Below are 25,444 nucleotides of genomic sequence, written 5' to 3' on the forward strand. Positions count from 1 at the left end.
AGCGGCGCATGACCCTGCACCTGCCTTCGGAACTCGAATGGCTCGGCTACCTCGTGGGCGTGGAATGGCCCGAGGGCGACGAGGACCAGATGTGGGCGCTGGCCGAGGACTGGCGCAATGCCGCCGCCGGCCTGCGCGATCAGATCTCGTCCATCACCGATGCCAAGTCCGCGACCCTGGCCGCCTATGTGAACGGCGACGGGCGCGACGAGATGGCGCAGCTGTTCGACAAGCTGGCCGCACCGGCGAGTGGCGACGGCACGGGCAATTCGATCCTGGATCTGGCCCAGCACTTCCAGCAGCTGGGTGATTCGGTCGAGGAGACCGGCACCGAGATCCAGTACACGAAGCTGATGTTCTACTCGTCGATCGCGATGGCGGCCGGCGAGATCATCATCGCCTGGTTGTGGCCGCCGACCGCTCCGATGGTTGAGGCGATGATCGTCGCGTTCACGCGTGTCGCGGTGCGGGTGATCGGCCGCGCGGCGCTCGACCGCATCCTCGCCATCGCCGCCCGGATGGGCATCACCGCGGTCGTGAAGTTCGCGATGCGCCACATCGTGATGAACACCCTGCTGGGCACTGTGCAGGACTACGGGATTCAGCAGTACCAGGTCGACACCGGGCACCGGAAGGGCGTCAACTGGACGCAGGTCGGTGTGACGTCGATCAGCTCTGCTGTCGGTGGCGCGGTCGCGGGCCCGATCGGTGGTGCGATCGGCAATTCGCTCGGTCAGCGTGGCATGAACCGCTATCTGACGGGCCTGATCACCGGCACCACCGCCGGATTGGTCGGCGGCGGTGCGGGTTTCGTCGGCGCGACGGCCGCGCAGTTCGGATTCGACGCGGCGCAGCACGGCTGGGACCAGGCCGTCGACAACCTGAAGAACACCCACTTCGACCCCCGCATGCTCACCGGAGGAATGTTCCAGGGCGGGCTGTCCGGTGTCAATCACACTGGTGCACACACTGTTTGGGAGCCGAAGGTCACGCGTATGTCGGCGGGGATCAATCCCCGCGACCTCACCCTGGTGGGTTCGCGCCCGGATGGTCCGGGCGGCGATGGGACCGGCGGCAGCCATGACCCGGGGACCAATGGAACGAATGGATCCAACGGCTCCAATGGATCTCATCCGCAGGGTGGCCCCGGCTCGGACGGATCCCACGCGCAGGGTGGCCCCGGCTCCGATGGATCCCACACCCAGGGTGGCCCGGGCTCGGACGGCCCCCGCACGCATCCGGCCTCGGTCGACGGCGGGGAACCGAGCGGCGACGCAGGCGCACGCCCGACCGGCGACGGCAGCACCGCGCGCCCCGACACGAATGGTCAGGGCGGTGGCGGCGTAACCACCGATTCCCGCATTACTGATCGAGCCACCCCCACCGATCCGGGCGGCGCCTCCCAGACCGGTCCGGCGAACAACTCCGGGTCGACCCCGCAAACCCACGTCGGCACGGACGCCAACAGCGCGGGCGGCGCAGCGGCCAGCCATCCGCAGGCGGGCGCACCCGAGTCCACCGCCCCGGTCCAGAGCGGCATCCAGGGCGGAGGCCTCCACGACACCTCCACTGCCGCACCGACTTCCACCGCGGCCACGAACGGCAGTTCGACCGCCGGGGCGTCCTCGACGACCGGTGGTACGTCCAACGCCGGTGGTTCTTCGACCGTCGGTGGTACGTCCAACGCGGGTGGCTCATCCAACGTCGGTGGGTCGTCGAACGCGGGTGGCTCATCCAACGTCGGTAGTTCGTCGAACACGGGTGGCTCATCGAACGCCGGGGCATCGAACGCTGGTGGCGGCCCGTCGAATACCGGTGGGGCGTCGTCGAATACCGGTGGCCCGTCCAACACTGGAAGCGGGTCGTCGAATTCGGGCGGCGGAGCTGCTACGCACGCGGCGGCTTCCACCTCGGGTGGCGGCTCGTCTGCTTCGGATGGCTCCGCACGCGCCGGATCGACTGGGGGAGCGGCGGATCCGGTGTCCGGCGGTGCCCGAGCCGGTGCCTCGGCCGCCCCCTCGGGGGCGACGCCCGGCGGATCGGCTCCGGCATCAGGAGCCTCGTCCCCCGCCGGCGCGACCAGCGCGAGCGGCTCACCGTCGCCGTCCAGCGTCGCCGCCTCCTCCAGTGGCAACGCCGCCCCGGGCTCGACCACCTCCGGCTCCACGGCCCAGCACGCGGGCAGCGCGGCGCAATCCGCCACCCCGGACCAGCGAGCAGCCGCCCCCCGCGCAGGTGATGGCGCCACTCCGAAGGCCGCCGAGGCCCCGCGCGCCGATGCCGCGAGGTCTGACACCCCGCGTGCCGAGGCCCCGCGCGCCGACGCGGCGAAGTCCGATGCCTCTCGGGTCGATGCTCCGAAGTCTGATGGCGCGCGCACCGACGCTCCGAAGTCCGACAGTCCGCCTGCCGACACCGCACGACCCGACAGTCCGCGCGCCGACAGCCGCCAGGGCAGCTCGGACAGCCACGCGGATACTCCGGAGTCGCCCTCCTCCGAGCCGCGTTCCGAGTCCACCGGCGAGAATTCCAATCCCACCGACCGCCCGGGTGCCCGGCCCGAAGGCAACCCGTCCGAAGCCGCCGCTCGCCCGGCCGATCACGAAACTGCGCCGGAGTCCGAAAAGGCCAGTGGTAGTGGTGATTCCAGCGAGGCAGTCGAGCGTTCCGCCGACTCCATGCCGCCGCGCGAGGACACCAACGCGACCACCGATCGCCCCTCCGACAAGCCGGAGGCCACCGAAGCCCACCGCGCCGGTGAGCCCACCGAATCGCGTCAGCCGGTCGACGATCACGCTGACGAACTGTCCGCCGACCGCGACCCGGCCGACCGCGACCACGCGGACGAGCATCCGGAATCGCGCCGTCCCACCGACGAGCCGGCCGATGTACGCCCCGACGACCAGCCGGATGCGCGTGGCGAGGACGACACGCCGACCACCCGCCGTGAGGATGAGCCGACGGGCCGCCGTGACGACGCCCCGGCCGCCCGGCTCGACGATGAGCCCTCGGCCCGGCGTGAGGACGAGTCGTCCGGTCGCCGTGAAGATGAGCCGTCCACCCGCCGTGAGGATGAGCCGACGGGCCGCCGTGACGACGCCCCGGCCGCCCGGCGTGACGATGAGCCCTCGGCCCGGCGTGAGGACGAGTCGTCCGGTCGCCGTGAAGATGAGCCGTTCAACCGCCGTGAGGACGAGCCGACCCTCCGGCGCGAGGACGGGCCGGAGACCCGGCGCGACGATCCCGCCGTCCGCCGCGATGGTGAGCCGGAAGCCGCTCGCGGTGATGAGCCCGCCACGCGTCATGCGGACGATCCGGCGGTTCGGGACAGTGGCGATGTGCGTCCTCGCGATGAGGCCGCGCGCGAGGACGCGGCCGCGCCTCGGGATGAGGACACGCCCGCGGAGGCGGCGGATCGGCCGCTGCGGGACGGCCGCGAGCCGGCTGCCGACGAGCCGGTGCGCGAACCGGATTCGAACCGTCACGAGGACGTTCCCGCGGAGGAGAAGCGGCCCGCGGCGGAGCAGCCGCGATCGGATACCTCCGAGCCTGTGCATGACGACCCGTCGCATCGGGACTCGATCAGCCGGGATCGCGGCGACCGCCCGGGATCGGAATCGGCCGGCCCCGACCGCGATTCGCATTCGTCGGATCGTGACCATCGAGTCGAGGATGGGGCGACGCCCGAAGACGGCTTCGTCGTCGCACCGATTCCGCTGGGCGACGGACCCGAGGGTCGAGCTCACGAGGGCGAGCGCCGCGCGCCGGGTGAGCGGCACGCGGGCGACGAAACCCCTTCCGCGGCGCAGGATCGCCCCGGTTCCTCCGACCGCGGCGATACTGGGCGTGGAGCGCCGCCCGAGCGCACCGATGGACACAAGGCGCACCCCGGCACCCTTGACGATCCCTCGAACACCGCTGTCCGCGATGATGATTCGACCGAGCCCGCTCCGAATGATCCGGATGTCGCCCGCGCGAAGAACCGCGGCCGCTGCGGCGAACTGGCGCTGCGCCTGCTGCGTGAGATCACCGGCAACGAATCCATCCGCCCGCCCACGCGCCGGGTCGGTCCCGAGGGGATGAGCCTCGAGGAACTGGTCTCGGGTGCGGGCGGCAAGTTGCAGGACTTCCCGAAGAACCTTGATCGACCGGACCGGCCGAGTGGCCATGACGCGATCGCGAAACGCCTCCTCGAGTTGGGCGACGGCGCGTCCGCCCTGGTCGTCGACCGTTATGCCGGACCGGTCGACGAGCACGGTGTGGGCGCGCACGCCTACCTGATGGTCAATGAGGGCGGCGAGATCGTGGTCAAGGACCCGGCCGCCGGTCTGGAGCACGGTTTCCCGCCGCAGGTGCCCAAGGAGACCGCGGGCGTTCACGCCATCTTGTTCGACGCCGACGGCAAGGCTTGGCATCCGCTGAAGGATTCGGTGCGAGCCGGGCTGTTGCACCTGGCGGATGCGCATTTGCGTGTCGGTGAGGCGGACCGGCTGCCGGGCGACGATTCGAATCCCGATGAACCGGTGCGATTCCTGCGCACCTCCGATGAGATGCGCGTGGATTTCGCGCGCGCCGGTGAGTACGGGCACGAAGTCTGGTCGGACGCCCACTCCCAGTTGACCGACGAGCAGCGCGCGGCACTGAGGTCCTACAGCGACGACACGCGCGAGGAGAACTCGCGCCCGAGCGCCTCGGACATCGAGGCCGCCCTGCGCGGCGATCGTGCGATGACTCCCGAGATCGCCGAGGCCATCCGGGATATCGACGGCGCGCTCGCCCTGCGGCCGTTGCCGGAGCCGGTGATGGTGACGCTCAACTCCGGCGCCAATCCGTTCGGTGTTCCCGTCCACGAGTTGCCCGGGACGGTTCAGCACCTGCCGGGCTACGTCAACGCCATGATCGGCGCGGTGCCGTCGATGGACGGCATCCACCACCACGTCGAATTGGTCGTGCCCGCCGGAACACCCGCCCTGCATCTGGGCGACCTGTCCCAGTACGGCACCCACCTGCCGATGGTCCTGATGGCCCACGGCCTCGAAGTCCACATCGACTCGGTCGAACCCCGCGGACCGGGCCACTACGGCATTCGCGGCACCGTGGCCCCGATCGACGCTGATGCCAGCCCCCACCCCACCCGCCCCGGCGCACCGCACACCGACACCACCCGCCCCGACGCATCGCGTACGGACACCACCCACCCGGACCTGCCGCGCCCCGACGCCCACACCCGCGAGGATGTCCGTCGTCCCACGGACACTCGTGAGGATGTCGCCCGTCTCCAGGACGTACGTGAGGCAGCTCTCCAGCCGCAAGAGGCGCGGGACGATGCTGCGCGGCCGCAGCAGCGGCATGACGCCGACAATGATTCCGGTGCAATCGATTCCGGAGACGCGTCCGATTGGTCGCACCGGCCGCAGGACGACTGGGCGAAGCTGGATCGCGAGGGTATCGCCGAGAAGCTGCACCAGGATTGGGATCTCGAGGTCACCGGCTTCGACAACAAGCATGTCGATGTCGAGGTGATGCGCGAGTTCGCTCGCGCCGTCGACGATATGTTCCGCCGCTTTCCGGACACCGAGCTGGTGGAAGTCCGGATCGCCCCGCTCGACGACGACACCGTGTTCGCCGAGGTGGACCCGGGCCGTGATGGGGACGGCCATTTCGCCGACACCCTCACTCTCAATGAGCGTTTCGCGCGCAACCCCGCCGATTTCGCCCACCGGGTCCGGCTCGCCGAGGAGAACGGTCACCTGGTCCCGGGTTCCGGTGACCGCCCGCTGTATTCGACGATCGTGCACGAGTTCGCGCACGCCATCGACTTCACCACGCAGATGCATGCCCGCCTCGACGCCTTCGAGGCGCTGGAACGTCACTTCCAGCGCACCTACGGCGGCGATTACGAGGAGTTCCTGGGCTGGCTGCACGATGAGCTGAGCGGCTACAGCTTCGACGAGAACGGCATGTACGACCACGCGGAGGCGCTGGCCGAGGCCTTCACCGACGTTGTTCTCAACGGCGACCTGGCCGGTGAGCCCGCTCAGATCCTCCACGACCACCTGGAGCAGGTCTACCGGAACTATCTCGCCGACAACCCCGTCCACGGGCACGAGACGCCTGAGCACCGGGCCCGCCCCGTCGGCGACGATCCGGGCCCGGCCGCCCGCCGCGACCGCGAGCCGAACCCCGAGCGCCCAGCGCCCGAGTCGCACGCATTGCCCCGCACCGACAACGACGGATCGACCAGCGAGAAACCGTCGCACGAACCAGAATTCGTGTTGCAGCCGCCGGAACCTGTCGACGTGCCGGCGGTCGTCGACCATTGGACCGACCTGGATCGCCAGGGTGTGCTGGATCGGATCAACAACGACCTCGGTATCGAGACAGTCGGCTTCCACATCGTCGGCGAGCTGGAGACGCTGCGGGAGTTCGGTCGCGCTCTGGAAGAGGGGATCGCCGACAACCCGGGCATCAAGCCGCGCCGCGCCGAAATCGGGCCGATTCCTGGGGATCCCGACGTCATCGCCACCGCGTTCGGCGCGCGGCAGGCGGATGGGAGCGGACCGTGGCGGCCCGACCGGATCGTGTTCAACGACCGGTGGGCGTTGGATCCCGCGGGTTTCGAACAGGGGATTCGGGAGGCGGTCGCCGCTCGATTCCATGTGCCGAACACCGACGCCCGGCCGATCTACGCGGTGATCGTGCACGAATACGGCCACCTGGTGGATTACCACGGCCAGATGCAGGCTCGCGAGAACCTGATGAAAGCCCTGGCCGACCGGTATGTGGAGTCCAATGCCGGCGCCGACTTCGCCGAGTTCACCAACTGGCTGCGCGGCGAGCTGCCCGGATACGCCTTCGACAAACACGGCATGCTCGACGCGGGGGAGGCCCTGGCCGAGGCATATCGCGATGTGAAGCTCAACGGCGACAACGCTTCCGACCTGTCGAAGATGATGGTGGACCGGTTGCACGCCGCCGCGCGCGACGCCGCACCCCTGCATGCGCAGGACCCGGCGCACTCGCCCGAACACGGTTCCACCGAGAACCTCCACGACCGGCTCAGCCCTGAGGGCAGGTCTGGGGATCTGCCGGAAACGGCTGACAACCACCGGGATTCGATCCCGCCGGAGGATTCGGCACCTCACGAGGGCGCCCCCGATCCTGCTCCCGCCCACCCGCCCGCGGATTGGTCGCCACGCCCGGACGATTTCTGGGCGGAGCTGGATCGCGACGGAATCATCCGCGAGATGAAGGATCTGTTCGGCGTCACCAGGTTCGAGGGCTTGGACAATACGTCCGTCGATCCGGAGGTGCTGCGCGAGTTCGCCCGTGCGCTCGACGATGCCACGGCCCAGAACAAGATCACCTTGCGCGGCATCGAGATCGGCGAGCCGGTCTTCGAGGACTCGCTCGCTGAGGCGACGAGCATCCGAACCCCGGACGGCCATATCGTCACCGAGAAAATCGTGGTGCGTCTGGAGCACGCGCTGGATCCGGCTCGGATGGCCGAGATCGTGCGGAACGGCGAGGCCGGTGGCGCGTTCCCGAGGGGGGCCGGCGAGCGCCCGATGTACTCGGTCTTCCTGCACGAAATCGGTCATGCGATCGACCACGCCGGAAACCGCGCGGCTCACGCCGAACTCGCGAACGCGCTGCTGGACCACTACCTGCGCACGCACGGCGACACCACGGCCGTCGAGTATCTCGGCTGGCTCTCGCAGCTGTCGGATTACAGCTTCAACGCCGACGGCTCGATCAACCACGCCGAGGCGCTGGCGGAAGCCTTCGTCGACGTCACCCTGAACTTCGATCACGCCACCGAACCCGCCCAGGTCCTCCACCGCCTGCTGACCGACCGCGCCGCCGAGAACGCCCACATCATCCGCGAGCTCCCGGCCGAACCGGCCACACGGACCGGCGACGAGCCACCCGGCACCCCGACGACCGAGGTACACCACGACGCCATGCGGGGCGACTCGCGCCCCGACGCCGTGCGGGCCGATGATCGCCCCGAGCCGATGCGGTCCGAGGACGACGGAAAGCCCTCGCGGGAGCCCGATCTGGTGCTGTCGCCGCCCGAGCCGCCCGAGGTTCCGGCGATCGACGACCACTGGACCGGCCTGGACCGGCAGGGCGTCGTCGACCACATTCAGAACGAGCTCGGCATCCCGACGGTCGACTTCCATTACGCCGGCGACGTCGAAACGCTGCGCGAATATGGCCGCGCCCTCGAGGACATGCTGGCCCAGCACCCGGGCGTGAAGCCCAACCGGGTCGAGATCGGGTTCATCCCCGAGGACGCCGACGCCATCGCCGCTGTCTACCCGGGACGCGAGGACGGCCGGTTGGTCGCGGATCGCCTCGTGCTCAACGCCCGGTGGGCCATGGACGCCGCCGGCCTCGACGCGCTGATTCGCGCGAATGTCGAGAGCGGCCACCATGTGGCGGGATCCGATGCGCGGCCGGTGTATTCGGCTATCGTCCACGAGTTCGGGCACGTCATGGACTTCGCTGGTGGACGTGAGGCCCGGTACGAACTGACCGAGGCCCTCGCGGCGCACTTCGAGGCCACCCGCGGCGCTCCGCTGGACGCCCAGGCCTTCACCGAATGGCTGCATCAGTTGCCGGAGTACGCCTTCGACAAGAACGGCGGCTTGCACGAAGGCGAGGCGCTGGCGGAAGGTTTCCGCGACGTCATGCTGAACGGCCGCGACGCGGCCGAGCCGTCACAGGTGATGTACCAGATGCTGCGCGTGGCCGCGCAGGACTCGGGCGTACTGCAACCGCATGGCCTGCCGGAGCATCGTTCCGCGCCCGCCGAGCACCAGTCCCCCTCCGCCGAGCGCCAGTCTGTGCCCGCCGAGCGCCAGTCCGCGCCTGCCGCGGACCAGTCCATGCCTGCCGCGGACCGGTCCACGCCCACCGATCGCGGCGCGGGGATCGCTGATGCCGATCGCCATTCCGGTACGGACGGCTCGGACCTGCTGGGACCGCGTGACCAGTCCGGTGATTCGTCGGACTCCAACGACCCCAACCGGCCCGAGCGTCCTGACGGGAACCAGCCCGACCCGCGCGAATCCAACGAGCCGCCCGTCGGCGCCGAGGAACCGCTCGCGCCCGGTTCCCCGAGCGCCGCGGAACCGGGCCCCGAATCCCGCACTCCCGCAAGGGAACCGCAGGTAGGCGACGAGCGCTGGTTCGACCAGCGAATGGCCGAGCACGCCGACTTCGCCGCGGACATGGAGGCCAAGCACGCCCGCTTCCTGCACGAGATGGCAGATTCCGCACCTCCCGGCAGCACCGAGGAACGACTGTTCCGCGAGCAGGCCCGCGAAGTCGACGACATGGCCCGCGGCTCTGCCGAACGCGCCGAACGACTCTGGGCCGACCTCGGCGGCCGCCCCGACCCCGCGCCGGCTACGCGACTCGCCGGTGAGGGCGGCGCCACAGCCGAGCCGCGCACCGGGCAGAACCCCGAGACCGCGTCGGCGGGCGACGGCCAGCCGCCGAACGATGGACCCCCGCGCCGCGCTGCCGCCACCCCGGACGATCCGGATGCCTGGTTCAACGAACAGCGCGCCATCCAGGCCGACTGGGTCGCCCACATGGATGCCGAGCGCGCCAAGTGGTTCCACGACATGGCCGACCAGCTCGAGCCCGGCAGCCAGGCGGAGCGGGAGGCCCGTTTCGAGGCCCGCATGGCCGATGCCGAGGCCCGCCTGTCGGCTCTGCGCGCCGAGTACATGTGGGACTTCGCGGGCGGTCGCCCCGAACCCGCTCCCGGCGAAGCCGCAGCCAAGCAGCCGGCGAACAGCTCCGGCGAGCCGTCCCGCGCCTCGGCCCGCCCCACCCTTCCCGGCCCTTCCGCCCCGGTGCCGCCCTCCACGACCGCCCCGCGCTCGGGCGACGCCGGCAGGTCGGACGGCACCCAGACCGGCTCGCGGTCGAAACCGTTGGGCACGAACCCGAACGAGACCCCGACCGTCGAGGTCAAGCGCACGGGCGCGAACCCGGATGAGACTCCTACTGTCGAGGTCAAGCGTCCGGAGCAGTCGAATCCGGATGAGACTCCGACTGTCGAGGTCAAGCGTCCGGAGCAGACGAACCCCGATGAGACGCCGACCGTCGAGGTGAAGCGTCCGGAGCAGTCGAATCCGGATGAGACTCCGACCGTCGAAGTGAAGCGTCCGGAGCAGACGAACCCCGATGAGACGCCGACCGTCGAGCTGAAGCGGCCCGAGCAGACGAATCCGGATGAGACTCCCACCGTCGAGATCCCGCGCCAGGAGGCGGAGTCGCCCAAGCCGCCCGCCGATCCGGCCGAGGCGTCACCCGGATTGCAAGCGGCTCTCGATCGACTGCGCGCGGCGGACGCTGAGGCCGGGGAGCGCCCGCGCAGCCTGGAGGACCAGGTCTATGGCGCGCGCCTCACCGACGCGCTCGGTGTGGTCGAGGCGCTGGCCAAACGCCCGGACGCGCTGTCCGCGCTGCGGCATCTCGCCGAAACCGCTGCGGCCGAGGGTTTCTTCCACGATCCGGCGAATGGTCTCGGCACGCGTCCGCACGCACCCGAGGGCGGGGAGCCGCGCGCACTCACCCTCGAGGAGTTGCGCACCGAACTCCTGCACCGTCTCGGCCTGCCCGAATCCACGCCGGATGATCAGCTGCCGCGAATCGTGGGTGACGAGCAGCTGCGGAATCTGTTGCGCGCGGGCGGAATCGAGGCTCTGCGCGAGGCGGTCTTCCGTCACGATGACACGACCGGCCCGGAGCGCGAGCGCGCCGCCCGCACCCGCGACGGCTGGGCGGACCTGCTCGGCGTCGACAAATCCCTCCTCGATCCGGCCCGCACCACCCCCGAACAGCGTCGTGCGGTCCTCGACGAGCTCCGCGCCGAAACCCTGCGTCACGCCGGCGATGTCGCGGACCTCATGGTCGCGAGCTTCCACCACCCGACTTCGGACCACGCCCATGTGGTCCTGGAGGCCGACGGCGAGCGCGTCCACATCCGCGTCACCGAGGACGCTGACGGCAACAAGCGCGCCGAGGTCATCCAGCGCCCCGACCTGCCTCGCGAAACCCCGGCGGAGACAAAGGAACCGGAGAAGAAGCCCGGCTGGCTGAAGCGCACGTGGCGGCGCATGATGCACGGCTACCACGGTCAGTCGCCGAAGTACCCGTCCGGTTCGGGCAACGACTCCAAGGGCCAGACCATGCTGGCGATGGAGATCGGCTACGTCACCCACGACGAGGCGCTACTGCATCTCAAGGACAAGTTCAACCCCGCGCGCATCCTCAAGGAGACCGCGACCCTGTGGAAGGAGCGCGAGCGTCTCCCGCTGGTCAAGCATCTGACCGCGCGGGTCGCCGATGTCGCCGGGACCCTGATCCCGATGCGCACCCGCGACGGCGGCGAGTACCGCCCATGGGTCACCGAGGCCGATCCGCGGATTCGCGCCGAGGTGGAGGAGACCCTGCGCGGCGCGAACATGCCGATCGAGTCGGAAATGCCGGAGCCGCAGCACGAGCCGCTCGACCGCGGCCCCGTCCTCGATCCGCCCGCGCCCCGCGAGTGGAGCTCCGACCTGCCGCAGCCGCTGGTCGACGCGGTCACGACGCGCGACGCCGCCCTGGCCGACCTGGTCCGCCTGGCTCGCGGACTGGAGATCGACATCCCCGACGACAGCCCGGAAACCCTGCGTCGCGTGGTGGACGAGGCCGTCTACAAGCTCATGCGCCGCGCGGGCGCGATCGAGGCGTTGCGCGATGTCAGCGAGCGCTGGCTCATGGAGGACGCGCAGATCCCGTTCAGCCGCGAGGTCAGTATCTTCGACAAGGATCCGCTGGGCCGTTACCTGCGGGAATTCGCGCGCGCCGAGGCGCTGCGCACGGAGGAGGAGAAGGCCGCGCGCCGCCGCGCGGAGGCGGGCGTCGGCCCGGACGACGATTCGCTGGAGTTCCGTCCCCGCCGTCCGCGCGCCTCCTTCCTGGATCTGCAGGGCGTCAACAATGGCGGTGAGTGGCCGCGCCACTTCGACGACGCGGACGAGGAACTGTCCAGCCGGCGCGAGGGCCGCCTGTTCGAGGACGCGTTGCGCCGCGACCAGATTCAGGACGAGCGCTCGAACTGGGCGCAGTTGCTCGACATCGGATTGGACCGGCTCGAAACCGAGAAGGACCTGCGGGAGGCCATCGCCGAGGCCCGGGTGGGCGTGCGCGACCGGGCGGACGGCATCCTCGAACTCGACGCGGCCGTCAAGCATTTCATCGACCTGGACTCCGCGGCCCGGCAGCACGCCGCCGATCTGGCCGACGCGGCCGCGCACGACTGGGTGAACGAGCACGACGGCGTCATGCTCGATCCGGAGCGCGGGCTGGCGGTGCTCCCGGGCGAGCCGCGCCGCCTGGTGGTGATCCGCGGCGAAGCGGATCACGATGTGCGCCTGGTCGATGCGCTGTCCGCCCACCCGGAGATCCGGGAGCAGCTCAACCGCGGTGAACTGCGGCTGGACTACCGCGTGGTGGGTCTGGACGGCAACGACCGGGTCCACGTCATCGAGGTGGACCCGCCGCAGATCCGATTCCACGACGTCGAGGTCGACGGCGAGCGCACACCGGTCGCGTTGCTGCGCAACGGCCTCGAGCCGTGGCGCATCGTGCAGCCGGCACCGGAGGTCAGGGCCCCGCACGCCGAACCGGCCGCCGAGCCCGCCGCGCCGCGCGATCCGGCCGTGGTGCGCGCCGAACGCAACGCGGTGGCGGCCCGCCTGTCGGTCTACGACATGGATCTGGGCGCGAACCTGGACCGGACCATCGCCGACCTGCACCATGACAATGCGTTGCGCGCCGCCCAGATCGAGGGCATGGCCGACTTCATTCGCAGCTCGGACGCGATCGACAACTTCCACGACCTGGACCGCACCCTTCAGCAGCTGGCGCACCGCCTCGGCCTCGACCCGGACACGCTGTCGCCGCAGAAGCTGGCCGAGGCGATGGCCGATCCGAACGTGCGCAAGGTGCGCCGCCTGCAGGCCGTCGACGACCTCATCAAGTACGCGAAGGTCCTGCGCGAGAACATCGACGAGAAGGCGGTGCTCGCGGCCCGCAAGGAGCTCGCGAACCGGCTCGACGTGGAGCCGGACGACCTGTCCCCGCGTAAGCCGAAGACCAAGGACGGCGAGGTCATCGGGTTCACGACGGACCCGAAGAACACCGACAAGCACGCGTTGCTGGACGCGATCCACAATCTGCTGCGCGATTCCGCCGACCGCCCGGAACTGCTGGCGGCGTTGCTCGAATACAGCAGTGTGCTGGGCGACCTGGACCCGTTCCGCCAGAACCTGCGCTACGACCCGCTGACCGACCCGCGCGCCGTCGACGGCGAACTGCCGATCCACGACGGCGACGCTCCGGCGGCGTTGCGCGCGTTCATGAACGATTCCATCGGCGAGCCGCCGCTGTCCGACAACCCGTCGGCGGCGGCCACCGTGTGGTCGCGCCTGCTCGGCGTGCACATGAACGACTTCGCCCGAACGGTCAAGATCTACACCGAGCAGCTCGGCGGCCTGCACGACCGAGTCACCCCGAAGCAGTTCGCGGATGTGCTGACCACGCTGCGCGAGACCGGCGACTCGACGGTGGCCTACGAGCGCTACCGCGACAGCGCCGCCGACCCCACCAAGATCCTGACCAAGGACCAGCTCGCCGATCTGGTGCGCGGTGTCCGCAACGCGCGGTACGCCGAGGTGTACGAGGCCTACCGCGACGGCAAGATCGAGAAGCACGAGCGGCTCAGCGCCAAGGAACTGGCCGCCACCATCGACGAACTGCGCGCCGACGTCCGCGCCCGCGAGGCCGACATCAAGCTGCTGGAGAAGCTGGCCGCCGAACACGACGCGCTCACCAAACCGCGCCCGCCCGAGGGCCCGCCGCGTGACCCGCGCGCGGTCGCCACGGATCTGGCCGCCGCCCGGCACGAACTGCAGATCGCCGCCGAGGGGCGCGACTACGCGCAGGGCCGGGCCTATCGGGAGAACCCGGGCCCCGGCTTCCGGCCGCTGCACGAAGGCGATCTGACCCCCGAGCGGATGCCCGGCACCAACGACTATCTCGCCAACCGCCCGTCCGAAGAGGGCGGACAGCTGCCGGGTCTGGAGCAGCGCCTCACCGATCTGACCGCAGCCGTCGAGGAACACGACGGCGCGCAGTCCCGGGTCGACGACCTCGAGTCCGAGATGCGTCGCGCCGTCGAGGCCGGTGTCGGCCCGGACGAGTCGCCGGTCGACGCGTGGCGGCGTGAAGTCGACACGGCGCGAGCCGAATTGGAAGAGCTCGTCGCCGCCGACCCCGGCTTGGCGCGGCAGGGTCTCGACCGCACGCTCGCGGACATCGAACGCCTGTCCCGCATGCCCCAGCAGTGGGGTGACGTGTTCACCGACGAGCTGGTCCCGCTGCGCGACGCCGCGCACCGCTACGAACAGGCCCGAGAATTCCTGGCCGCCGCCGAGTCCGACGCCGCCGCAGCGGCACGCGCCGCGGAGACCCCGGAGCAAACCGCAGCACGCGAATTGGCTTCTGCCCGAGATGATCTCGCGAACGCAGCCCCGGTCGATCGTCAAGCCGCTCAGGACCGCGTCTCCCGCTGGGAAGCCGAGCACCGCCTCCTCGAAGCCCGGGCCGCCCACGCGGCCGACACCCCGCACCAGGCCGCCGAACGCGCTCGCACGGCCGCGCACGACGACCTCACCCGAACCGTCGAGGACTTCCGCCGCACCACCGGCCTGGACGTCACCGAAGCCGAACTCGCCCCGGAACACCTGCGTGACACCGTCAACCGCCTGCTCCCCGAGGCGCGCGGCACTCTGCCCGAGGTGGTCGGAGCTTTCGATCGACTCGAGAACGCGGCTCGCGCCCTGCACCGCGCCGACGCCCTGACCGAGTGGGTCGACGCCCATTTCCCGGAATCCGGCCACACCGGTCGCGAGGGCGAGGACCCCGGCGCCTCCGGAGCCTCCACTCGCCCGCAAGGCCCGACCCAGCCCAACTCCGACCCGTCCTCCGCCGCCCGCGATCCGGAAGGTGATGGTCAGGATGGCGGATCGAATCCGGTGACGCACAACGACTCCGGCGAGACCGACGTCGATCAGTCCTTCGCGCGGCGTGTGGAGGAAGCGATCGCGGCGGGTGAGGCCGAGGTGGTGGTCCTCAGCACCGGTATCGGGCGGATGGCCGAACGCGTCGAGTTGGTCACCTTCGCTACCGAGCCGCCGACGCAGCTGATTCGCAAGGTTGTCACCAATCCGCAGCACGCCCAGGCCGAGGCGCTGGTCTCGCTGGTCGGCCAGGCGGTCGGCGCGAATGTGCCGAAGGTGCACCGGGTCGAGGACCGGGTGGTGTACATGGAGGTGATGCCCGGCGAGGCCGGAGCGGACCGTTTCACGACGCCCATGTCCGCGGGTCTGGACGCGGTGCTGGCGACCCCCGACGGCCGCCGGCTCGGCCTGCTCGACGTGCTTGTCGGCATCCCCGATCGCAACCTCGCCAACTGGCTGATCACCGCGGACGGGCACATCAGCGGTATCGACCACAGCCTGGCCTTCGGCGGCGGCCGCCGCGGTGACGAACTGTCGACCAGCCTCTTCGCCCGCCACTACGCGACCGAGGGTTCTGACGGCGAAATCACGTGGCACGACCATGATCTGAGCGCTTCGGACATGCCCGGCATGCGTACCCGCCTGGAGGGCCTGGCCCCCGAATTCGCCGCCCTGGGCCGCGACGACTGGCACCGCGCCCTGATGGATCGCTTCGACGAGGTCCAACGCCATGCCCGCGCCTCCGACGAGGGAAGCGCCGGCGACGAAGGCGACCAGGGCCCCACCCCGGCGCGCCCGAGCGACCCGAAGCCGCTCGGCTCCAGCCCGACGGCGGCCACCCCTCCGATCGGTGTGACCCCGCCCGGCTCGGGTGGCGGCGGCAAGGAGCCCCCGAACCGAAACTCCTCCACCCCACCAAATCCCCACCCCGACGAGCCTGGCAACTCCGGTCAAAACGGCGACCAGAACTCCACCCCGCCGTCGAAGCCCGGCGACGGGCAGACCGCGAAACTGCCCGCGGGCAGCGAGGACCCGACGGTCAATCTGTCGGCGGGCGGCGAGGATTCGACCAAGAAACTGCCGGAGGGCAGCGAGGACCCGACCGTCAAGAACCCGCCGCCGGGCGAGGCGTCGACGTCGAAGATGTTCGAGGGCAACGACGACGCCACGGTCAACCTGTCGCGCGAGAACGCCTCGAACGAGCAGAGTTTCGAAGGCAACGAAGACCCGACGGTCAAGAACCCGCCGCCCGCTGAAGCGTCGTCCTCGAAGCCGTTCGAAGGCAACGAAGACCCGACCGTGCAGATGGAGCGCGGCAGCGAGGCCAAGCCGCCGGGGAGCGAAGACCCGACTGTCGAGCTGCCCAAACCGCCGGGCAGTGAAGACCCGACCGTCGAGCTGACCCGGCCGAGCGAGGCCGCGACGCTGGAATTGCCGCGGGTGGAAGAGGAAGTGCTGCCGGTGGATCCGGTGGCGGACTCCCCGTCGCTGCAGGCGGCGGCCCGCTTCCTGCGGGACGCCGTCAACGACCCGCTGGCCCCCGGCCGCGAGGTCAACGCGGTGCTGTTCACCTCGCGATTGATGGACGCGCTCGGCCTCGAGACCGCCGCGGCCCACCTCAACGATCCGCTCGCCCATTTCCGCGAGATCGCCGAAATGGCCAAGGCGCGAGGCTTCTTCGGCGACCCGGATGACGCCACCCCGCCGCTGCCCATGCGTGAGGGCGACGACTATCGGCCGCTGACGCCCGAGGAGCTCTACGGTTCCGAGGAGTACTGGCGCACCGAGGCGGATCCGGAGACGCTGCGCGCCATCGAAGCGCATCTGCGCGAGACCGGCCTGGACCGCCGGCTGGCCGAGCTCGGGGCCGAGGAGCCGACCCGGGCCCTCGACCCGGCCGCTACGAGGCGCGAATTGCCCTCGAGCACAGCGCATCCCGAGGGCGGCGGCGAGCCGGTCCGGGAACGCCCGCTGGAAACCTGGTCGCAGCGCCCGCACGATCCGGAGGGCGCCGAATCCCGGGTCTTCACCCTCGAGGAGCTGCGAAACCGTCTCGCCGGCGAGTTCGGCCTGTCGGAGGAGAACCTGCAGCGGCGGAACCTGCCGGAGCTCGCGGGCGACCTGCAGTTCCGGAACATGTTGCGGATCGGTGGACTCGAGGCACTCGACCATGTGCTGAGCAGTCACGACGCCGCCTCCGGCGCCGAACGCGAGCACCTGGCCCGGGTGCGCGACGAGTGGGCGCGCCTGCTCGGCATCCCCGAATCCGCCCTGGATCCCGCGCACACCACCGTCGAGCAGCGTGACGCTGTGCTCACCGCCGCCCGCTCCGAGACCCTGCGCCGCGCGATGGATGTCGCCGACCTCATGGTCGCCGCCCTGCACGATTCCGAACACGCGCATGTGGTCCTGGAGACCGACGGCGAACGCCTGCATGCTCGCATCGTCGAATCGCCGGACGGCACCAAGCGTGTCGAGCTGGTCCCGCGGCCCGAGCTCGGTCCGCTCCGTCCCGCGGCGAAGCCGTCGCCGAGCTGGATCGACAACCTGCTGCAGCGCCTGCAACAGGGCTACCACGGACAGTCGCCGAAGTATCCGTCCGGTTCGCGCCTGGATTCCTCCGGAATCTCCCTGCTGACACTGGAGTTCGGCTATAACGTCCTCCACGACCACGACTTCCTCGGGATGAAGCCCAACTTCAACCCGGTGCGCATCGGCAAAGAGATCCTGACCCTGTGGGAGGGGCGCGAGCAGCTGCCGTTCGTGCGTCGTCTCACCCGCCGGGTCGCCGACATCTCCCCGCCGCAGATCCCCATGCGCACCGCGGACGGGGGCGAATACCGCCCGCACGTCACCGAGGCCGATCCGCTGCTGCGCGCCGAGGTCGAGGAGTCGCTGCGCGTGGCGGAGATGACCATCGAGTCGGAGCTGCCCGAGCTGCGGCATGAACCGGTCGATCCGGTGACCGCCGAGCCCGAGCCGCACGACTGGGGCACCGATGTCCCGCAGCCGCTGGTGGACGCCGCGGACGCCCGCGACGCCGCGCTGGTGGACCTCGTGCACCTGGCCCGGGAGCTCCGCATCCCTCTCGCCGATGCCGATCCGCAGACCGTGCGGGCAGCGGTCGAGGAGGCGAGGTACCGGCTCATGCGTCGCGGTGGCGCGGTCGAGGCGCTGCGCGATGCCGGGCAGCGCTGGCTGCTCGAGAACGAGGTCATTCCGTTCAGCCGCGAGATCAGCATCTTCGACAAGGATCCGCTGGGCCGCTTCCTGCGCGAGTTCGCCCATGCCCGCGGCATCGAGCTGGAGGAACTGAAGGCGCGGGTCCGCCGTGAGGAGGCGGGCGTCGGGCACGACGATCCGCCGCTGGAACTCCGTGCGCGCGAACCCCGCCCGTCCCTGCTCGAGGTGGAGGGCGTCAACAATGGCGGCGAATGGGTGCCGCACTTCGATGATGTCGACGAGGAGCTGGTCGAAACCCGCGAGGGCACGCTCTTCAAGCACGCGCTGCGACGCGACCAGATGCAGGACGAGCGCTCGAACTGGGCGCAGCTGCTCGATATCGGACTGAACCGGATCGAGACCCAGGAGGATCTGGACCACGTCATCTCGGACCAGCGCATGCGCGTCCGTGACGGCCGCGCCCGGATGCTCGAGTTCGCGGCCCTGGCCGACCGTTTCCTCGGCGCGGACGACCAGCTCCGCGAGCGCGTCCACGAGGTCTCCGATCGGGCGGCCCGGGATTGGGCCGACGCCAACGGCGGCGTCATGCTCGACCGCGAACACGGTGTGGCGCTGCTCCCGGGCGAGAACGGCGGCCCCGAACGCCTGGTGGTGATTCGCGGCGACGGTGAGCACGACACCCATCTGGTGGACGCGCTCGCCGCGCACCCCGACGTGCGGCGAATGCTGAATCACGGTGAGCTGCGGCTGGATTACCGCAATGTCGGGCTCGACGAGCACGGCAACGTCCACCTGGTCGAGGAAGCCGCGCCCACCGTGCGGTTCCACGACGTGGATGTCGACGGCCACCCGCGACCGGTCGCGGTCATGCGTGAGGACGGCCGGGGCCTGCGGCTGGTGGAGCCCACACCGGAACCGGTCGCCACACCGCACGAGGCGAACAATGAACCGGCCGTACCGCGCGATCCGGATACCCTGCGGAACGAGCGCAATGCGGTGGCGCGCCGACTGTCGCTCGAGGTGGAGTTCGACCTCGGCGAGAATCTGGGCCGCACCATCGAGTCGCTGCGGCAGGAGCTTTCGCTGCGCGCCTCGCAACTGGAGGGCATGGCCGATTTCATCCGCACGTCGGATGCCATCGACACCTTCAACGATCTGGACGGCGCGCTGGGCAATCTCGCGAACCGCCTCGGCCTGGACCCGGAGCAGCTGTCACCGCGTGCGGTGGCCGAGGCGTTCGGCGATCCGCGGTTCCGGATGGGGGAGCGGCGGCATCAGGCGTTCGCGGACCTGATCAAGTACGCGGACGTGCTGCGCAAGAACGGGCACGAGACGGCTGTGCTCGCCGCCCGGGATCGGCTGGTGCGCCTGCTCGACGTCGATCGGGAGAATCTGCACGCTCCCAAGGCCGTCAAGGACGCCGAGAAGGTCGAGATCATCGGGTTCGAGCCGGACCCGAAGACCACGGTTCCGGACGCGATCGCCAGGGCCTTCGAGAACATGGCCTTCCGGCCGGACGAGCGCCGGGCACACGCCATCGACGCGCTGACCGACTACATCGAAGCGATCGGCGCGCTCGACCCGCACCGGGAGGGGCTGCGCTACGACCCGAGTACGGATCCGCGGGCCGTCGACGGCGAGCTGCCCGTCCACGATCCGAAGGGTCGCGAGCTGCTGAGCTCGTTGTACGGCGACTTCGTCGGCGAGCCGCCGCCCGCGAGCGAGCTGATCCAGGCCGGAGAGGTCTGGTCGCGCCTGCTGGGGGTGGACACCTCCAGCATCGACAAGACGGTCAAGATCTACCAGGAACGCCTCGGCAGCCTGCACGATCGGATGAGTCCGGCGCAGCTGCGGGAGGTGCTGCGCACGCTGACCGACACCGCCGGTGACTCGGCGGCGGCCTATCAGGGCTACCGCGACAGCGTGACCGATACGCGGAAACTGCTCAGCTCCGAACAGGTTTCGGAGATCGTGCGGGTCGTGCGCAAGGCGCGCAGTATCGAGGTATACGAGGCCTACCGCGACGGCAAGATCGAGAAGCACGAGCGGCTCAGCCCGAAGGAGTTCTCCCAGGCGGTCGAGGTCATGCGCGGGGAGATTCGGGCCCGCAAGGCCGATATCGACCTGCTCGAACGACTCGCGGCCGAGCATCACGACCTCACCAACCCGCCGGAACCCCAAGCGCCGCCCCGTGATCCGCGCACGGTCGGACCCGAACTCGCGGCGGCCCGACACGAGCTGCAGATCGCCGAGGAGGGCCTCGACTACGCCAAGGGCCGCATGTGGCGTGAGCGCGAGGGGGAGGAATTCCGCCCGCTCGCCAACAGCGATCTGACCCCGGACAATCTGCCCGGCACGCAGGACTACCTCGCCAACCGCAACCGCGCGGAGGGCGGCGAGCTGCCGGGCAACGAGCAGCGAATCGACGACCTGTCCACGGCGGCAGCGGAATTCGACCGGGCGCAGCACCGGGTACAGGACCTGGAGACCGAACTGCGCCGCGGCATGGAGGCGGCCACCGAGCCCGGCGAGACGCCCGCCGACGCCTGGCGGCGAGAAGCCGAATCCGCGCGCGCCGACCTGGAGGCGCTGGTCGCCACCGACCCGGCCGCGCCCCACGGCATCGACCACGCCATCGACCAGATCGAACGCCTCTCCCGCATGCCGCTGGCCTGGGGCGAGATCTGGACCGACGAACTGGTCCCGCTGCGCGACGCCGTGCACCGCTACCAACGGGCCGACGAGTTCCTGGCCGCCGCCCGCACCGCCGAGGCCGATGCCGCCGCTGCGGCGGCACGCGCCGCGGAGACACCCGAGCAGACCGCGGCCCGCGAACTCGCGACCGCCCGAGACGAACTCGCCGCCGCCGAAGCGCAGGGCGACACCGCCCGCCGCGACGCGGCCGCCGATCGCGCCGCCCGATGGGAAGCCGAGCAGCGCCGCATCGCCGATGCCGTGGCCGCCGACGCGGACACGCCCCAGACGGCCGCCCACCGTGCCCGCGAGGAGGCGCACACCGAGCTGCGCGCGGCCATCGAGAACTTCCAGCGCGCCACCGGGCTCGACGTCACCGAAGCCGCACTGTCCCCGGATCGCCTGCGCGCCACCATCACCGACCTGCTCGGCCAGGCCCGCGGCAACCTTCCAGACGTGGTCCGCGCCTTCGACCGCCTCCAATCAGCGGCAGAGGCCTTCCACGCCGCCGACACCGTCGCCCACTGGGTCGACAACCACTACCCCGACCCGGTGCGCGCCATCGACCCCGGCGAAGGCGAACCCGGCGGCGGCCCGAAGCGCCTCGGCCCCGGGACCCCGCCCACCGACCCCACCGGTGGCGCCCCCGCCCACCCCGGCCCCACCAAACCCGGCACCGACCCGGCCACGACAGCCAAGCAGCCCGAATCCGGCGCGCAGCCGATCACGCATTCGTCCACCACCACAACCCATTCCGGGGTGGAGGAGTCCGCCGGCCCGCACCACAACGGCTCGGGTCAGACGGGCGAGCAGACCCATACCGCGCCGGAACAGAACGCCGCGCCCGAGCACACGAGTGCACCGACCGGGTCGAACTGGGTGGTCGTCGAGCCGGGAACCGTTCATACCTGGTCGGATCCGGCGTTGGCGGCCTGGGCCGACGGCGCGATGGCTCAGGCCCGCGCTGCGGCCGAGCGGCACGATCTGATGATGACCGACCTGCACGCGATTGCGCGGGAGCTGGGCGTGAATCCGGATGGGCATGAACTGGGGATACTGAAGGACCTACTGATGTCGCGGGTGAACGAGGAGTCGCTGCGCCAGCAACAGCTCGGCCTGACGCCTCCGGGAACACCCGCCGAGGAAGGAATAGCGCGAAAGCACGCCACCGACCAGCGGGTTCGAGAGCTGGCGGACTACGGCAAACGAATTGCCCGGGCCACCAGCAAGGACGAGCAAGAGGCGCACGCCTTCCACAGAGCAGTCCAGGAGGCGGCGGCGAAGGACATCCTCACCACTCTCGGGGCGGAGATGTGGGGGAGCGGCGTCGGGATCGTGCACGGCAAGAACGACATCGCCGTCGTCGTCTCCCCGAACCCCGACCCCCTTGCCTTTCTCGGGCGGGAGCGTCAGGAAGTCCTTGCCAGGGACAACATTCTGCTTGTCGCAAAACTGCTCACCGTCGATCTCGACGGCACCATTCACGTCCACGACCTCGACCTTCCGAACCTCCCGCCGGCCCCGGAATCCACCCCGCATTCAGGCCCCCCGACCAAGCCCCCGGCCAGCCCAGGGTCCCCTGGTCGACCCGGAGGCCCTGGCAATCCCGGGACGCCCGGTCAGCCGGGAGGTTCCGGCCATCCCGGCACCCCTGTGCATCCTGGTGCGCCCGGTCAGCCCGGAGTTCCCGTGACCCACAGTGCCTCTGGGCAATCCGTTGCCTCGGTGCATCCCGGCGTTGCTGGGCAATCCGGCGGTGCCGTCGAACCGACCAGCGCTGGCGGCCGAGGCGATGCCGCCCACAGCTCGCAGCCGACCTCGTCGACTTCGCCCACGCCGGAGCCGCCGACAGCGGTGGTCGTCTCCGAGGTGATCACACCTCCCGCTGATGTCAACGGCGCAGTCATGTTCGAAGGCGACCTGCCCTCGAACGCCGATTCCCGTCCGCTCTACCGCGGCGTCCCGCGCCTGCTGCCCGATGGTTCGGTGAGTCCCGCATACCTCGACGGCCTGCGTGGAGTGGTCGCGGCCCGTGGCGACGCCGATTTCGACTACGAAGGCCACATCTCTCACCCCTCCAGCGAGAGCGATGCCACCTCCTGGACCCGCGATCGCGCGATCGCCGAACACTTCGCCCATGACGACGGCCTCATCATGGAATGGCGCACCGGCGCACCCCCCGAAGACGCCACCTGGCGCTTCAAACCCACCTACGACCTCGACGACCTCCTCCACCAGGTCCTCATCCAGGGCACCCTCATCGACGCCCGCGCCATCCGCCACCTCCCGTCCGCCCCAACCCCCGAAACATCCCCCACCCCACCGACCCCCGAGCCCCCGACACGCCCCACCCCGCCCCCGTCCGCCGTCACCACGGCCAGCCCATCCCTCGGCATCGACCCACCCACTCCCGCAAAACCACACGCGAACAACGCCTCCCAACTGCCGCCTGCCGAATCACCGCACGGTTCGGACAACCCAGGCGCGCCCGGTGACTCCACGTCCGCGGAGACGATTCAGCCCGCCGGTGCGGGAGAGCGCGGCAGCACCGACGGCACCGCAAAGCCGCAGGACGACAACGCTTCCCCGCTTCCGGCTCCCCAAAAGTCTGAGGCCTCCGGCGACACATCAGTTCCCGCGAAGCCGACGCCTCCGACCGGAGACGATTCCAGCGGTTCGGAAAGCCAGGGTGCGCCTGGCGATCCGGCCAAGCCCGCTTCGGGTGATTCCGACGGGTCCGATGATTCCGGTGCGGCGGGTGACCCCTTGCACGTCGGTGCAGGTGATTCCGATGGGTCGGGTGCATCAGGCGACCCGATGCAGCCGGATCAGGGTGATTCCGATGGCGCGACCGATGGTTCCGAGCCCGCGGGTGCGGGGGAGTCCAGTGGTTCCGGCGGAACCGGCGAGCATGTCGGTTCCGGGCGTTCGAATGCGGATGATCCGGATGAATCGGGTTCCGGCTCGCCCTCGGAACCGGATGCGGGCGACGGCGACCGCTCCGATGGCGACGCCTCGGCCAACGACGACACCCCATTCCGCTACAGCCCGAACTGGCGCTCGCACCTGCCCCTCGTGCCGCACCAGTTCGACCCGGAGTTCCCCGACTACACCCCGAAGCCCCCGGAGCAGCCCGCCCCGTGGACCCTGCCCCCGGACCCCAACCCACCCCACACTCCTCCGCAGCCGCACCAGCCGACGCCACATCAGCCGACGCCGCAGCCGCACCAGCCGCAGCCGACGCCGCACCAGCCGACGCCGCAGCCCCATCAGCCGACGCCGCCGCAGGTGCCGGTCCCGCCGAATACGCCGCAGCCGCCTCATATCCCGCAGCCGCCGAACCTTCCGCAGCCCCCGCACATCCCGGGTGCGCCGCAGCAGCCGACCCCGCCGCAGTGGCCGCAACTGCCGCCCAACCCCGGCGCGCCGCAGTGGCCGACGAATCCTGGGATGCCGCAGGTTCCGACGAATCCGGGCATGCCCCAGGTCCCGGTGAATCCGGGCTGGCCGCAGTTGCCTCATCAACCGGGAGGTCAGCCGGGAGATCCGGGGCTGCCGCAGCAGCCCTCGCGGCCTGGCGTGCCGAACTGGCCTACGAATCCCGGTCTGCCGCAGGTCCCGGCCGACCCGGGTTGGCAGCATCAGCCGGGCGTGCCGCAAACGCCCTCGAATCCGGGTGGGTCGCATTTGCCGCAGTGGTTGACGGATGCGATGGGGTCTCGGATGCCCGCGCAGCCGGAGGTGCCGCAGCAGGGGCATCCGCATACCGATCCGGGTATGCCGCGATGGGTGGCGGATTCGTCCGATGGCGGGAATCCGGGTGTGAATGGCGGCGGGCACGCGAGTGCCAACGGCGGCAACGGGATTGGCAACGGTGCCGGCCAGGGGTTCCCTGGTGGCGCGCCGATGATGCCGCCGCAAGGGGCGCCGGGTGGTGGGAACGGGAATGGGTCTCGTGGCAACAGCCGGTTCCCGCGGGCGTCGGGGCGTCCTGCTTCCGGTGGGCAGATCTATCTGCGGTCGCATTCCGGGTTCGGCGAGTACGCGTTGATGGATCCGATGACGGGGCAGTTGAGTGCCGCGCCGGTCGGTACGGGTGCGCCCGCGGGTGTGTTCGATGAGCTGGATGGTTTGCGGGTTGTTTTCTACCGCGATCCGGCGGCAGGGTTGGTCTTGCGCGTCGGTGATCAGGTGATCGAGTTGGATCGGCTGGCGGCGGGGGCGCTGTGGGAGCGTTCGGGGCAGGGCTTCGTGCGTCTGGTGATCGGAGGTCCGGGCGATGTGCGGTGTGAGCTGCGGTACAGCGAGCGGCCGGCGGACTCGGACCTGGGATTGCTGATTCGCGATGTGCTGTCGGATTCGTCGCGCCGGCTGGGGATCTTCGGATGACGGCCGGCGAGGTGTTCGCCGATTTTTACGGTTTCGGCAACCGCACGGTTGTCCCGGGTATGTGATGCTGACAGTTGGTTTTCGGA

At 70.4% G+C, this 25,444-nt stretch carries 1 protein-coding gene; it reads left to right on the forward strand.

Features of this window, described 5'->3' with window-relative positions:
• Positions 1-8 precede the first annotated feature (8 nt).
• Positions 9-25,358: a hypothetical protein gene (locus tag ACQPYY_RS04265; protein WP_433592810.1), complete on the forward strand. Its 25,350-nt coding sequence runs from the start codon at positions 9-11 to the stop codon at positions 25,356-25,358.
• The last annotated feature ends 86 nt before the right edge of the window (positions 25,359-25,444 follow it).

The sequence above is a fragment of the Nocardia sp. CA-145437 genome, from assembly GCF_050956485.1.
Taxonomy (GTDB): domain Bacteria; phylum Actinomycetota; class Actinomycetes; order Mycobacteriales; family Mycobacteriaceae; genus Nocardia.